Source organism: Paenibacillus azoreducens, assembly GCF_021654775.1.
In the GTDB taxonomy this organism is placed as follows: domain Bacteria; phylum Bacillota; class Bacilli; order Paenibacillales; family Paenibacillaceae; genus Paenibacillus_AQ; species Paenibacillus_AQ azoreducens.
This window is the reverse complement of the sequence record NZ_AP025343.1, coordinates 749,313-763,330: the sequence shown is the minus strand read 5'-3', so window position 1 is coordinate 763,330 and position 14,018 is coordinate 749,313. Positions and strand designations below refer to the sequence as shown.

14 protein-coding genes and 1 riboswitch are annotated in these 14,018 nt (G+C 49.5%); of the genes, 7 read left to right on the top strand and 7 right to left on the bottom strand.

Annotated features, from left to right (window positions below):
* Positions 1-424 precede the first annotated feature (424 nt).
* Positions 425-1,174, bottom strand: coding sequence for a type I methionyl aminopeptidase (gene map, locus L6442_RS03240; protein WP_212980405.1), 750 nt, complete (start codon positions 1,172-1,174; stop codon positions 425-427).
* Between the two features lie 202 nt (positions 1,175-1,376).
* Entirely contained in the window at positions 1,377-1,565 is a 189-nt protein-coding gene (locus tag L6442_RS03235; RefSeq protein WP_194234599.1) for a hypothetical protein, read from the bottom strand.
* Positions 1,566-1,994: 429 nt separating this feature from the next.
* Here L6442_RS03235 and L6442_RS03230 point away from each other — a divergent pair, with 429 nt between their 5' ends.
* The 3 genes from L6442_RS03230 (at position 1,995) to L6442_RS03220 (ending at position 3,759) form a co-directional block, all read left to right on the top strand.
* On the top strand, positions 1,995-2,279 hold the full coding sequence (locus tag L6442_RS03230) for a transposase (RefSeq protein WP_194234600.1): 285 nt from the start codon (positions 1,995-1,997) through the stop codon (positions 2,277-2,279).
* A 143-nt stretch (positions 2,280-2,422) separates the two neighbouring features.
* A complete protein-coding gene (locus tag L6442_RS03225) occupies positions 2,423-2,764 on the top strand; it encodes a DUF4870 domain-containing protein (protein WP_194234601.1) in 342 nt (113 codons plus the stop codon).
* A 98-nt stretch (positions 2,765-2,862) separates the two neighbouring features.
* Positions 2,863-3,759, top strand: coding sequence for a diacylglycerol/lipid kinase family protein (locus L6442_RS03220; protein WP_212980406.1), 897 nt, complete (start codon positions 2,863-2,865; stop codon positions 3,757-3,759).
* 514 nt (positions 3,760-4,273) lie between these two features.
* On the opposite strand, the gene L6442_RS03215 is transcribed toward L6442_RS03220, so the two are convergent.
* Both L6442_RS03215 and L6442_RS03210 read right to left on the bottom strand, forming a co-directional pair.
* Entirely contained in the window at positions 4,274-5,641 is a 1,368-nt protein-coding gene (locus tag L6442_RS03215) for a nucleobase:cation symporter-2 family protein (protein WP_212980407.1), read from the bottom strand.
* Between the two features lie 61 nt (positions 5,642-5,702).
* Positions 5,703-6,272, bottom strand: a complete 570-nt coding sequence (locus L6442_RS03210; protein ID WP_212980408.1) for a xanthine phosphoribosyltransferase — start codon at positions 6,270-6,272, stop codon at positions 5,703-5,705.
* Positions 6,273-6,416: 144 nt separating this feature from the next.
* Positions 6,417-6,517, bottom strand: a riboswitch (purine riboswitch).
* A 174-nt stretch (positions 6,518-6,691) separates the two neighbouring features.
* Here L6442_RS03210 and mscL point away from each other — a divergent pair.
* A complete protein-coding gene (mscL, locus tag L6442_RS03205; protein ID WP_373871844.1) occupies positions 6,692-7,162 on the top strand; it encodes a large-conductance mechanosensitive channel protein MscL in 471 nt (156 codons plus the stop codon).
* A 52-nt stretch (positions 7,163-7,214) separates the two neighbouring features.
* Here the strand turns inward: mscL and L6442_RS03200 are convergent, their stop codons facing one another.
* The gene (locus tag L6442_RS03200; protein WP_194234605.1) at positions 7,215-7,520 is read right to left on the bottom strand and encodes a hypothetical protein; all 306 of its coding nucleotides are present in this window, start codon (positions 7,518-7,520) and stop codon (positions 7,215-7,217) included.
* 127 nt (positions 7,521-7,647) lie between these two features.
* Between L6442_RS03200 and L6442_RS03195 the strand changes: the two genes are divergently transcribed.
* Positions 7,648-8,283, top strand: coding sequence for an NUDIX hydrolase (locus L6442_RS03195; protein ID WP_212980409.1), 636 nt, complete (start codon positions 7,648-7,650; stop codon positions 8,281-8,283).
* A gap of 34 nt (positions 8,284-8,317) precedes the next feature.
* Here L6442_RS03195 and L6442_RS03190 read toward each other — a convergent pair whose 3' ends face one another.
* Together L6442_RS03190 and L6442_RS03185 are read right to left on the bottom strand one after the other, a co-directional pair.
* Positions 8,318-9,142: a TrmB family transcriptional regulator gene (locus tag L6442_RS03190; protein WP_212980410.1), complete on the bottom strand. Its 825-nt coding sequence runs from the start codon at positions 9,140-9,142 to the stop codon at positions 8,318-8,320.
* 138 nt (positions 9,143-9,280) lie between these two features.
* Positions 9,281-10,078, bottom strand: coding sequence for a zinc ribbon domain-containing protein (locus L6442_RS03185; protein WP_212980411.1), 798 nt, complete (start codon positions 10,076-10,078; stop codon positions 9,281-9,283).
* Between the two features lie 295 nt (positions 10,079-10,373).
* Between L6442_RS03185 and L6442_RS03180 the strand changes: the two genes are divergently transcribed.
* Both L6442_RS03180 and L6442_RS03175 read left to right on the top strand, forming a co-directional pair.
* Positions 10,374-12,524: an ATP-dependent helicase gene (locus L6442_RS03180; protein WP_212980412.1), complete on the top strand. Its 2,151-nt coding sequence runs from the start codon at positions 10,374-10,376 to the stop codon at positions 12,522-12,524.
* 555 nt (positions 12,525-13,079) lie between these two features.
* Positions 13,080-13,697: a GTP pyrophosphokinase gene (locus tag L6442_RS03175; RefSeq protein ID WP_194234624.1), complete on the top strand. Its 618-nt coding sequence runs from the start codon at positions 13,080-13,082 to the stop codon at positions 13,695-13,697.
* The last annotated feature ends 321 nt before the right edge of the window (positions 13,698-14,018 follow it).

Here is a 14,018-nt window from a genome sequence, read left to right as displayed (position 1 = left end):
TTTGGAATCGTTTCCACTGTCCTTTCACTCGCGAACGGCTTCCCCCTTTTGCAACCACTGGAATCCCTTTACGTATACCCATTTTTCCTTAAATTCATTCATTTTTCCTTTTTTTTCTGTATTGGATCTTCACCGAATCGTCAATATTCAACAAAATAACCCCACAAAGAGTATCGGAAAGAAGTAAGGGCGCCTCTCAAAGAGGGGCGCTTTTGCGAGCAAAAGTACTGAGCGGAGCCTATGCTTCGGTGCTTATTCCAAATACTTTGGGGGATCCCTAAAAAATTCTATTAGAAAAACATCTATCGACGTACTTTATAAGAAGACAGACCGCTTTTAGCAGAAGTTTTTCTTGCGATATCAGGATGCGTTTCCCCCGAAGTTATACATTCTGATATCTTAAAAAAGGGAGCCTTGCGGCTCCCTACTCAGTAAGTATGACCGGACCTTCTTTAGTGATGGCAATCGTATGCTCAAACTGAACCCCGCATGATCCGTCCGCCGTTTGAATGCTCCAACCGTCATCATTCCATAACACAGCCCCCGTCGACCCGAGCGTGAAAATCGGCTCTATCGTAATGACCATTCCTTCAGCCAACCGGATTCCCTCTCCTCGCCTGCCGAAATTCGGAACCTCAGGGGGTTCGTGAATCCGTTTCCCGATGCCATGACCGACCAAAGGTTTGACGATGCCATATCGTCCTCTCTTCGCCGCTTTTTCGAGCACATAACCGATGTCTCCGATCGTATTTCCTGCCTGTGCTTGAGTTATTCCTTCATACAGCGCCTGTTCCGTCCGCAGCAGAAGCTTCTGCAGAGGTTTGCCGATGGCGCCCACCCCGTAACTCCAACCGGAATCGGCCAACCAACCATCCTTATTCACCACCATATCGATTGTTACAACATCGCCTTCCTTAAGCGGAGTGTCGGTTGGAAAGCCATGACACACCGTATCATTCACCGAAGAACAGATCGCAAACGGAAACCCGCGGTATCCTTTTTGCTCGGGGGTGGCGCCGTGTCTGGCCAAATACTCTTCGACAAAAGCGTCGATGGCAAGCGGCGTTACACCGGGCTGAATCATACGGGATATTTCGCGGTGGCACGCGGCCAAAATGCGCCCCGCTTCACGCATATATCCGATTTCTTCCTTGCTTTTCAAGCAGATCTCCATGCTGCCGCTCCTTTCACACAGGATTCTTCCAAACAGCCAAGGGCGATTTGTTTTTACAATATATGCGAAACGGGCGCGTACAGCAGCACAAAACAGCAAAAAAAACCGCATCTCCGCAAAAACAAGTTTGCAGATATACGGTTTAACCATGAACGGCTTTATTATTCATTTAATAGTGAAGCTCAGTCTTGCATCGAAGCGGTTATGAAACCGAAGAATTCATCCTTCCCAATTCATTCTCCACAACCGAGGTCAATTCCTCTTCGTATCCTCCCATAATATGATATTTCCGGACATATTCCTTCACAAACTTCTTCGGATCCTTTGGCCGGAAAATCCTTGTCATTTCCCGCAGACTTTCTTTTACTTCATTGTGACCTTTCGTTGCCATGATAGTTCCCTCCCAAAACACTTGAATGGATTGCTCCAATTAAGAGAATGCCGAAAAGACCTTACCTGACATTTAGAAGTCGTCGTTTGCAGTTATTTAGGTTTGGGCTGAACGCTCCCGGCTGCCGCCTAAGGTTACAGAATTCTATTTACCCCAAGGCGATATGACTGAATCACTCCTTTCATTGTATCATATTCCACCGCCAAAAACAGCTTTCCAAAAAAATGAATACGATTCGTTTTTTTACAGCGTTATTTTCGCTTCTTATCTTCTATCATCGGCTAATTAGATTAAGTTAATAAATAGGAGTGGTCGTATATTGCTTTCGGCTATATCGGAATGCATCTTTCCCCGCAAGTCAGGGAATCTTAATAAAGCCTGCCAGACATTTACTAAACTTTCCTACAGCAGTGAAGGAGGACTTATGTCATGAAAAATAAAGATAAAGCCATGCTGCCTATTTCCCGCGAGGAGGTCGAGGTGGACGGTATTTACACCAATGAGTGGGGGCGTGAGGAAACGCTGCACCGGGGTCAAACTTTCCCTGCGGATCCGGTTCTCGGAACAACCGAATGGCAGCTTAGCGAATTCATGTTTGACAACCATCATGAAGGCCGCACGGACCCGCGCCTCGTTCCAAAGGAAAACGATACCGACAAAATGGGAAAAATCACCCATCCGCGCAGACAGCAGCAAGGCGGAGACCCTTCGTAATCGGGAATTTGCAGTGCAAGAGCCGCTCCAGTTCAATCGAACTTCAGAAGCGGCTCTTTTGCATTGATACTTTTCATAACTTGTCTCGTGCGGACATATGTTTATACAACAATCCCGCCGTAAGACAAGGAGAGTGGTAAGAGATGTCCCCCTTCTTCAAATCATCCACGGGTCTGCCCGAAAATATCGCTGCGACGCTTTGTTATCTGTTCGCCTTTATTGGCGGTCTTGTGTTTCTAGCTCTGGAGAAACGCAGCCGCTTCGTTCTGTTTCACGCGCTGCAGTCCGTGCTCGGATTCGGAGCCGTCATGGTCGCCCATATGCTGTGCGGCTTCATTCCCCTGATCGGGCCGTTTATTGCAGGACTCGTTTCCATCCTGACGCTTGTCATGTGGATCTTCCTCCTCTTCTCCTCCCTTCAAGGGAAGTGGATAAAGCTGCCCTGGATCGGCGATCTGGCGGAAAAACAGCTCCGGCATTTGTAATCTTCCCCCTGCGCCAGTAATTCGGGGATTCCCTTTTGCCCCTAGAATTCTTACAATGAAGATGTAGGGTTCATAGAGATCAACATGGGGGAAAACAAATGTATTTGTTTGTAATCAATAAAAAATCGGGCAATGGCCACGGCTACCGTACCTGGATCAAAATCAAGGCCGCCTTGGATGCCAGGGCGGTCCGTTATCGATACTTATTTACGGAAAGCGCCGGTCAGGCGGAAATCTCGATTGCAGAAACTCTCTCCGAGCAGAAGAAATGGCTGGGGGTGGCCGTCATCGGCGGAGACGGCACCATCCACAGCGTGCTGCAAGTCTTGAAGGACTTCGGCATTCCGCTTGCCGTCATCCCGGCCGGCTCCGGCAATGACACCGCCCGCGGCTTCGGCATTCCGCATGATCCGCTGACGGCGCTCGACATTATGCTCGCCGGGCAAACGAGAACGGCCGATCTGATCGCTACCTCAAATGGATTGACTCTTACGGCGCTAGCGATCGGCTTTGATGCACAGGTTGCCGAAAACGTTAATACTAGTCTTTACAAAAAGGTCTGCAATTTTTTCCGCGTTGGCCGGTTCGCGTATATCGTCGGCGTCCTGCATACGCTCATGACCTTCAAACCCTGCAGCGTCACCGTTACCTGCGACGGCTCTACAACCACCTATCCCGATGCCTGGCTAACTGCCGTTTCTAACGTCAGCAGCTATGGCGGCGGACTGCATATTTGCCCGGAGGCCCATCCCGGGGACGGCGAACTCGATATTTGCATCGTTCACGGTTGCTCGCGGCTGCAGCTTTTGCGCTTGTTTCCGACGGTGCTGAGCGGCAAGCATGTCCGGCTTCCGTTCGTGAAGTTTTTGCGCGGCAAACAGCTGTCGGTCCATTTTGACCAGCAGCGGCTCGCCCTTGGCGACGGTGAAAACATGTCCGCCGGCCCATACGATATTTCCATCGAGCCAAACGCGCTGCAGGTTTACGCAGTATAGCTCGGATGTTGCTTTAGGTTTTGTAACACGAATGTTGTTTAAGGATTTGTGTAACACGAGTGTTGCTTTAAGATTTGCGTAACATTAATGTTACTTTAGATTTGCACATCATTACAATTATTTACAGATTGGGTTCTGAAAGGCCGGCAAGCAGATTCGGCTCGGATAGAGTTGGCAAGAACGCTGACCGAAAACGGCTAATGAAACTGGGGAGCGTTATAGCCCCGGAAACAATGCCGATTAAAACCTAACGAAAGTACAGATCGCTATTTAGACAAAATACGGCCCAAGGAGCCTCTATTGAGCTAAATAGCGATTTCTTGTTTCGTTAAAAATTTTTGAAGCTCATTTTTGACCAAATAGCGATTGTGCGTTTCGTTAGCCTCTAAACCAGTATGATTGGTTCAATGTAGTCCAAAGATTATCGCGTAGGATTTCCCATCCGATTCGACCGAGCAGCGATGCCGTTAGAAAAATAGCTGCCGGGAAATTCCCGACAGCCTTGCAAGCCCGCTTATGCGGCTTGTCTTTCTTTTATGGACGAATCATCTGCGCTAGGCAGCTTTCCGCCCTTCAATCCATTAAACAGCAAGTTAAGCACGATGGCCGTCACGCTTCCGGCCACGATGCCGTTATCCACCAAAATGCGGGCCCAATCCGGCAACGCGAGGAAAAGGTCCGGATGGACGCTGACGCCAAGCCCCATACCTACCGAGCAGGCAATAATAAACAAATTTTCGAATTTGTTCAGATCTACTTGCCCTCCCAGCATACGGATGCCGGAGGAAACAACCATCCCGAACAGGGCTACCATCGCGCCGCCAAGCACGGAGGTTGGCACAAGCTGCGTCAAAGCAGCGATTTTCGGCACGAAACCGATCACGATCAGAATGCCGCCCGCAACAACAATCACATCCCTTGTTTTCACGCGGCTCATTTGAACAAGGCCAACGTTTTGCGAGTAGGTGGTATACGGGAACGAGTTGAAGATCCCGCCGAGTACAATGGCCAAACCTTCCGCGCGGTATCCCCGGGCAAGATCCTTCGAGGAAATGTCTTTATCGACAATTTTCCCAAGAGCCATAAATACCCCCGTCGATTCCGCAATGCTGACAATCGCCACCAGAATCATCGTCAGAATTGAAGATATATGGAAGGTAGGCGTACCGAAATAAAACGGTCTGACCGCATGGAACCAGCTGGCTTCCTTCAGGGGCGCCAGATCGACGTGCCCGGCGAAAGCCGCTACCAGAGTACCCGCGATAAGGCCGATCAATACCGAGATAGAACGTATAAAGCCTTTGGCGAAACGATTCATCAGTATGATAAACAATAAGACCCCAAAGCCCAGCCCGAGATTGAACAGGCTGCCGAACTCTCCCGCCGCCTTCGCCCCTTCACCGCCGCCCAGGTCATTCAGGGCTACCGGAATCAGAGTAACACCGATAACCGTCACAACGGATCCCGTAACTACCGGCGGGAAAAAGGCAATCAATTTGCCGAAAAGTCCCGAAAACAAAACAACAAATATCCCGGACGCAATAATCGCGCCGTAAATGGCGGATACACCGTCTTTCAGTCCGATGGCGATCATCGGAGAAACGGCTTGAAATGCACACCCCAACATTACAGGCAGGCCGATCCCGAAAAAGCGGTTGCCCCAAACTTGGAGCAGCGTTGCCAATCCGCAGGCCATCAAATCAATGGATATAAGATACGTAAGCTGTTCTACCGTAAAATTAAGCGCATTTCCCACGATAAGCGGCACGATAACCGCGCCCGCGTACATCGCCAGCACGTGTTGAATCCCCAGCGAGAAGGTTTTGAAAGGATTTCTGCTGCTCTCGGGCGTCAAACCCTCATCTTGAATGGTCCGTTCCATACGGAATTGATTCCTCCCAGTGTTTGTTGTGCTTGTCCTGAATTCACAGTTCCGTTTTGCCTTAGGCGAAAGTAACGGTTTCGTTGTCGAGAGCGGCGATGCGGACCAGCGACTCTACGCGGTAACCCGCTTCTTTCAGCAGCCGTCCTCCCGGCTGGAATGCCTTTTCGATCACGATTCCGATGCCGGCCACTTCCGCTCCCGCCTGCTCGACAATACGGGCAAGTCCGAAAGCTGCTTCGCCGTTTGCCAGAAAATCATCGATAATCAGCACGCGCTCCCCAGGTTTGATAAACTTGCGGGAGACGGTGATTTCATTCGTTTCCTGCTTCGTAAATGAATACACTTTTTCCACGAAAATATCTTCGCGCAAAGTCAGCGACTTCTGCTTGCGGGCAAAAATAAGCGGCACTTCAAGCTCCAAAGCCGTCATGATCCCGGGTGCAATCCCTGAAGATTCAATCGTCAGAACGCGGTCAATGGACTCGTCAGCAAACAATCGCTTGAATTCCTTCCCCACTTCTTTCATCAGCACAGGGTCCATTTGGTGGTTCAGGAATGAATCGACCTTGAGAACTTGATTGCTGAGTACGATACCTTCGGTTAATACCTTCTGCTTTAACAGCTGCATTACGCTTCCCCCTTAGAATCTCTTGTATGTTTTCCGATATCTTAAAAAAACGCCAAAAAAGCCCTTCTACTCCGAGCCTGCTTGTTAATGCAGAGCAAAGAATACAATGGACCTTGGAAACAACTTAAATATGCCGGGACTAAACCCGACTTTCGATGTTCCCGTAGTCCGATCATTTCCGGTGACCGGGTAGAGACATGCAGGCCAATTCCTGCACATATACGAGAGATGTATAAAATTTGCTGCATAAATTTATAGACAATGCATGAAGTATACCCCAAAACGGGGTAAAAAAGAAAGAGGTATTTGATGGAGGAAGCAAAATTGCTGATTTTTTGCCAAATCTCGTTTATACTTTATGAAAATTGCATCATCATATTTTAATAGAATGATGCACCAGAATCAGGAGGGAAATTATTTTGAAAGGCTTTATTAATGAATTCAAGGAATTTGCGGTCCGCGGCAACGTCGTTGATCTGGCGGTCGGCGTCATTATTGGGGGAGCATTCGGCAAAATCGTTACGTCGATCGTAAGCGATATAATTATGCCGCCGATTGGCTTACTGCTGGGTGGCGTCAATTTCGGAGAATTGATTATTCCACTTAAACCAGATCTGCATATCCATACATTGACGGAAGCCCAAAAAATCGGGGCGCCTGTCATCGCAATCGGGCAATTCATCAATACGGTGCTTGATTTTCTGATCGTGGCTTTCTGCATTTTCATGCTTGTCAAAGGAATCAACTGGCTGAAAAGAGATACAAAAGAGCAGCCGGAGCCCGAAAAAACAACGAAAGATTGCCCTTATTGCTTGTCTGAAATCCCTTTGGCAGCCACCCGCTGCTCCCATTGCACTTCTGTTCTGGATGCCAAGCCAGAGAACGCCTGACCCTTTATGGCATCGGCACAAGGCCAGGGAAGGTCCGCGGGGGAACCCGCGGTTACAAGCCTGGAGGTCTTTGCGGCATCAAGGTGGAAATAATGTTTTTCAAATCCCGGTCCTCGGTATATTTTTCTTCCCCGGTATCCAGCTCCGTTACGCGTATGTATTCATACTCTTCGTTTGCTTTCGTCGGCGTAAACAATAATCTGTCCGGTTCCGTCAACGCGACTTCGTAATGCATGTCTTTGAACATTTCAATCAGCTGTTCCGCGCTTGGCTTCTTCCCTTTTTCGATAAACAACAAACCTCGCAGACGCTTGATCTCCTGCCTGTTTTTCACTTCAAAATGAACGATGCATTCCATGTCGATCTCTCACTTTCTTTCATTTTTTGTATATGGCCATGATGAATGATTGGCGACGCTTGCGATAGGTTCACACCTGCGGGATAATAAGCATAAACTTGATCTTCCCCGGAGGTGCTTTTAGCAGATGAGCCAGGAATTATTTGATATCTACGACGAACAAGGCCAAAAAATCGGTACCGTCCCCCGGGATGAAGTGCATGCCAAAGGCTATCTCCATCATTCCTTTCACTGCTGGATCGTTAGGGATACTGGGCAAGGACGCAAAATATTGTTTCAAAAACGCCAGGACAGCAAGGATACCTTCCCCGGTCATTTTGATATTACGGCCGCAGGCCATCTGTCGGCGGGCGAAACCGTTGCAGACGCGGTTCGTGAAGTTGAGGAAGAACTCGGCATTCCCGTTCGCATGGATGAGCTGACCTCCCTTGGCGTGATCGATTACTACGCAACCGGGACTGCAGGCGGCAAAACCTTCATCGACCGGGAAAAATGTTTTGTTTTCGGTTATCTTCTCAATCTTCCGCTTACCTCATACCGTTTGCAGGAAGAAGAAGTCGCCGGGCTATACGAAACCGGTTTGGAAGACGCCATCTCGCTGTTTGAAGGGAACATCGATTCCATTCCCGCCTCCGGCATTCATTCCGTGAAGGAAGGACAGGCGGAATCTAAAATTTTTGATACTTCTTTAAGCTTACAACAATTCGTGCCTCATAAGTATGAAGATTATCTCCGCGTTTTCAAAGCACTAAAAGAACTGTGACGTCCAGACAAGTTTACATCCAGCCAAAGGACGCTTAGGCGTCCTTTTCGGCGACCGGTTCCCGTTCTTCATCCGGGCCGACATACTTGCTGTAAATCCGCTCATAACGCGGCCCATACCGCTCCGCCAAATCTTCGCCGATATCCTGCTCCAGCTCGTAAAGCACCATTTCCTGCGTAAAATGATCCAGCAGCAGTTCCACCATCACCGGATGTTCAGTGACAAGTCCTTGCGTCGTGCAGTTATCACCCCGAACCCCCAGTATACACCAGCGTCGGTCGATGACAATCGAGAATCTGCGCCCCGTATGCTGGCTATCTCCTTCTCTATCGTGGGAAGGCCATGGAACAAGCCGGTTCATGGCTGCATCCTCGCCTATGCAGGACCAAAGCAGTTTAACGCCGCGGCCTTCGGCTTCTTCAAGCCCTTTCCTCACCAGCGCCGCTTCTTCGCGCCATACGTCAACCACGATTTCATGTTCGGCCCGCTCCATTTCCCGGGACAACATCTCCAGCACATTCCGGTCGCCTTCGATACTGTAAAAAGGAGGCTGATCCGTTTCAACCCGTGGCATCCTCGTTTCGATAAAGGCCAAGGACTCCTTAACCTGACCTGATATCATCTGCGTCAGTTCCTCAGGCTTCAGCATGCTATAACGGACCGGCTCCCCGGCGCTCCGGCGCAAGAAGCCATGCTGCGCCAAGCGCTGTAAGGCAGCGTAGACGTTGGACCTCGAAACGCCAAGCCCCTTTGCCACCTCGTAACCGGAAGACGGGCCTTTAGCGGCCAACTCCACCATAATTTTCGCTTCCATCTCGGTGAAGCTTAAATTCCGCAGATGCTGTAGCAATTGTTCCATTCTTTTGTCCTCCCAAGCTGCCAAAAACCTAATCATTCCCCTTTGAACAGGGATTTGCATAGGATCCCGTATGTCCGATCACCTGAACGGAATTTATCCGGAATCAGAGTTGTTTCAGTAAGTTAAACATTTATCCCGTTAAATTTGCTCTGCACCGCAGCGCGGGCACCACTTCGAACCCTTCGGAAGTTCAGCCCGGCAAATCTGACATTTGACCGTTTCCCGCGGAGATCCGGAGACAGGCGCTTCGGTTTCTCCTTCGTTGTTTTCTTTCCAGAAGCGAATGCGGCGGTCCAGTTCCAGCTGGCGCTCGCGCTCACGCTCGAGCTCATCTTCTTGAAGCCGTTCACGCTCGTCTGCAGGGGAATCCTCTTCCATTGCATCCCATTCCTTGCCTGGCGCAAGGTCATAATCATAACTACGTTCCTCCGAAGCGCCGGTTTCGTCTTTGCCGTAGACATGGTCAAAATTAAACTCGTCATCTTGCGCGGGTTCTTTATATATTTTGGTTTCCCCAAAGTCATCCTCTTGGAACATGGCTGCTCCTGCATCACGGGAATCGTCATGTCTCCGCGGCGTCTGTCCTTCCTTCAGACTTCTGCCGCAGGACGGGCAGAAATTCGCATCCAGCTGCACCGTGCGCCCGCACTTGCAGAGCTTCTCGTTTTTCAGTTCCGCAATTCGGCGGCGCAGCTCATCAATCTCCAGCTTAAGTTCGTCACATGCCTTGCAGTGTTTAAGCATTTCCTTTTCCGCGCGCGACATGTTCTCATCACTGTATCCTTCATAAAAAGACCTGCCCATTTCCATGAAATGCAGTTCCATTTCCTTTTCGACTTCGGCAATCTGCCCGTTCAGCTTGCTAACCTCCACGGCTCCCTGCGCCTTCTCGGTTGCACGGTTCGCCCCATCCTTGATTCGTTGCAAAATATTCATCGTTTTCTCCTCCAGTTTCCCATATACTTATCTCTCGTAAATTCATATTTTTTATTAGTCATATTTTTTAGTGAAGGTCTGTAAACAAAATCCTTATGCTACAAAGATACCATGTGACGCCCCCACTGTGAAATCGATAAAGCGCTTTGCTTGTTAAACCTTCTCCCTTGCCGCCGCCCGGGTTATAATGGACTGCATGCGGTTTAGGTGGTTATATCATACCAAATTTAAAGGGCACTTGTGAAAAAAAGCAATCAAAGAACATCTTTTCAGACAAAGAACAGGAGGATGCGCCATGGTGAATACGCAGTTGACGCCGACAAGCGTTCCTGCCCAAGTACCGGACTCCGCCAAGCCGCCCCAGGCCGAGGCGGCACCGGCTCTCACCAGCCTTGATCTGGTCAAGGATCATGAGCCTGATGCCTTCTTCTTCCGCGAGCTTGAACGCAGCGGCATACTGCTGAACGCTCCCCAAATCAAAGCGGTCCGCCACGGGGAAGGCCCCATGCTGATTTTGGCCGGGGCCGGCTGCGGCAAAACAACCGTGCTGGCGGCAAGGACAGCTTACCTGCTCGCCGTGCGCGGCGTGCCGGCATCAAACATTTTATTGGTGACTTTCACAAGCAAGGCCGCCAGCGAAATCAAGGAGCGGATCGCCCGGATGCCAGGCGTTCATCCTGCGGCGGCGCGGGCCGTGGAGGCCAGAACCTTTCATTCATTCGCGCTCCTGCTGCTTCGCAGAAGCGGATGCAAAGAACAAATTTTGGGGGATACCGGCGCCCGGCACACGATCATGAAGGTAATTCTGCGCAGGCTGGACCCTTCCCAAACCTATCAGCCGGAGACGCTTTTGGCCGCATTATCGGCCTGGAAAATGCAAGGCCGGAGCGCCGATGAGCTTCCGGACCAAACAAGCGAAGAAGCTCTCGTTAAAGAGATTCTGGAAGCTTTTGAAGCATGGAAGCAGGAACGGCATCTGTGGGACTTCGACGATATCCTGCTGCAGCTGCGGCGGCGCTTGGACGACCGTCTGTTCCTTAAACGCCTTCAGCAGCGTTATATCTGGCTGATGGTCGATGAATTCCAGGATACGAACCTGATTCAATACGAACTGGTGCAATATATCGCGGCCGCCCATCGGAATCTTGCCGTTGTCGGCGACGATGACCAGACGATTTATAGCTTTAACGGAGCCCGGCAGGAATCGATTCTCGAATTTGACAAGCTCTACCCCGAAAGCCGCATCGTCACGCTGGATATCAACTACCGCAGCGACAGCCGGATTATCGGGCTTGGCAGCGCCATGGTCCGTCATAACCGGATCCGGCGCGACAAAGAGCTGAAAGCCGCAGGCCCGGCAGGACAGAAACCAAAGTACGTAAAGCCGTCGCATCCCGAAGAAGAAGCCGAATGGGTGGTACGCCATATTGTCGGCCAGGTTCAAAGCGGGAAGGCTTCATATAAGGACATTGCGATTTTGCACCGAACTTCCGGCAGCAGCCGCGCCGTTCTCGAACAGCTGCTGCTGCAAAGCATTCCGTTTGTTCAGTATGGCAGCACAACCGTATTTTATGATGAACCGCTGGTCAAACCGCTTATGGATCATTTGCGGCTCAGCCTGAATCCGCGCCGAACGGAAGCTTTGCCCGGTGCGCTTGGGCCGCTGTACGTCCCCAAGGAAGAAGGGCTCGCCTTTATCTCCGCTCAGGAGAAGGAGACCCGCAAAAAATATCCTTTGATCCATTTAACCCGCTGGAGCAGGCTGCAGTCATTCCAACAAACGGCCGTCAAAGAACGGATCAAACTGATCAAATCGCTAAAGTCGATGAAACCTGCTTATGCACTGCAGGAAATGCGCCGGTTGTTTTATGACAAATACGTACAAGCAGGGGACCCGTTAGTATATACGCAATATAAAGAAATGGTTCTCGATTCGTTGGAAGAACTTGAAAGCGCCGCAGCAAGGTTTGATACAGTGGAACGGTTTGTCGCATACGCGGATGAATTATCCCTCCGCCATGCCCAAATGAAATCAATGAAGGACGAGCAAAACGGCGATGCTGTTCAACTGATGACCATCCACCGGGCAAAGGGGCTTGAATTCCCTTATGTTTATTGGATCGGGGCAAGTGAAGGCATTCTCCCGCACACCACCGCCTTAAAGGCAAAACCGCCGGAAGAATTAAAAGCAACGCGACCCGATGCTGCTGAGCAGCAGGTGCATGAGGCAGCCCTTGAAGAGGAACGGAGGCTGGCTTATGTGGCTGTGACCCGGGCCAAGGAAAAGCTGTACATCAGCTCGCCTGCCTACTACCACAGCAAACCTGCGGCTCCCTCCCGATTTCTGCTCGAAGCTTTCGGAATCAAGCAGGCCACGGAGGCATCCCCTCCCCGGGTACGTGTCACCATCGGTTCAAATCAGGCGGCTCCGCTTAAGAAAAGATAAGCCCTGCATGCGATTGCCATGTCTCCTTTACGGCTTCATTAGCCGCTGCCGGGGAGAATGAAAATCCGTTTTGGCGCTTTTTTTTAAGATTATAGAATTTATAGTTTTTTTGGGGGTCCCCGCAAAGTAATTGGAATAAGCACCGAAGCATGGGCTCCACTTTGTGGGGGATTTTATTAGTTTTTTCGGGTTCCCCGCATAGTATTGGGAATAAGCATCGAAGATTAGGCTTCACTCAGTACTTTTGCTCTGCAAAAGCGCCCCTCTTTGAGAGGCGCCCTTACTTCTTTCCGATACTCTTTGTGGGGTTATTTAAAGCCCTTCTTTCGGGCTTGGGTTTTGCCTATACAGCCTGTTTTCAGGTAAAATAAAATCGAAGCCCGAGCTTGAAACCGGGCATGGTTTTTACCAAAAAAAGCAGATATAGGAGAACGGCCATTGAAAGAGGAAACGAATCATCAGCTTGTTACGAGATCGGTCACACTGACGGAGTTGCAGAAGTTGGATATCGAAAGCAATTTGCTGAATCAATTCAATGAGTGGAAAAGACTGCCGATGCTGTATAAGCTTGCGCTGGATGAACTCCAAAATAAAATTAAACTGATCAAAACGGAATTAAAGCTCCAAGACGGTTACAGTCCGATTGAACATATCAAAGTCCGGATCAAGGAGCCGAAAAGCATCATTAATAAACTTGAGCGCAAAGGCATCGATTTTTCGCTCGAAAATATTTTGAATCATATCCATGATATTGCCGGCATGCGTATCGTATGCGCGTTTGTTCAGGACATTTATCGCCTTTTGGATCATTTTTCGCACAGGGACGACATCCGCATTATCGAAGTCAAGGACTACATTGCCCATCCAAAACCTAACGGCTACCAGAGCCTGCATGTTATTGCCGAGGTCCCTTTGGTCCTATTCGAAGGCACGCGCTGGATGAAGGTTGAGATTCAAATGCGCACGCTCGCGATGGACTTCTGGGCCAGCATAGAGCATATTATCTTCTATAAATACGATAAACGGGTGCCGAACCATGTGGTCGGCGAATTAAAAGAGGCTGCCGAAGCCGCCGACAAGCTGGACCATCAGATGCTTCGCTTGCGGGAAGAAATTCTGGCAGAAGCCGGCGAGTATTATTCCGAAGAAATGCAGGATACCCAGCAGGAGTAATTTCAGTTCATTTTGATTCAGCATGTAAAAAGGTTGGCCAAATTAAAGCATGCTTGTTTAACGCAATATGATCATGAAAAATCAAGAGATGACGGTACAGGAGATACTTCTTGTCCCGCCATCTCTTGATTTCTTTTGCCGACTATTTTAAGGGGCAGGATGAGTTTCGATAAATCCGTTCGTTGCATTCCTTTATTTCGAATAAGTTTTCGAACTAATTGCGAATTATGGACTATTCGAAAAAACACCTGCAAATAATCAATTTCATAATGCCAATTGTGTTTGAAATCATGTTAGATAGATCAACTTCACAATGCCAAC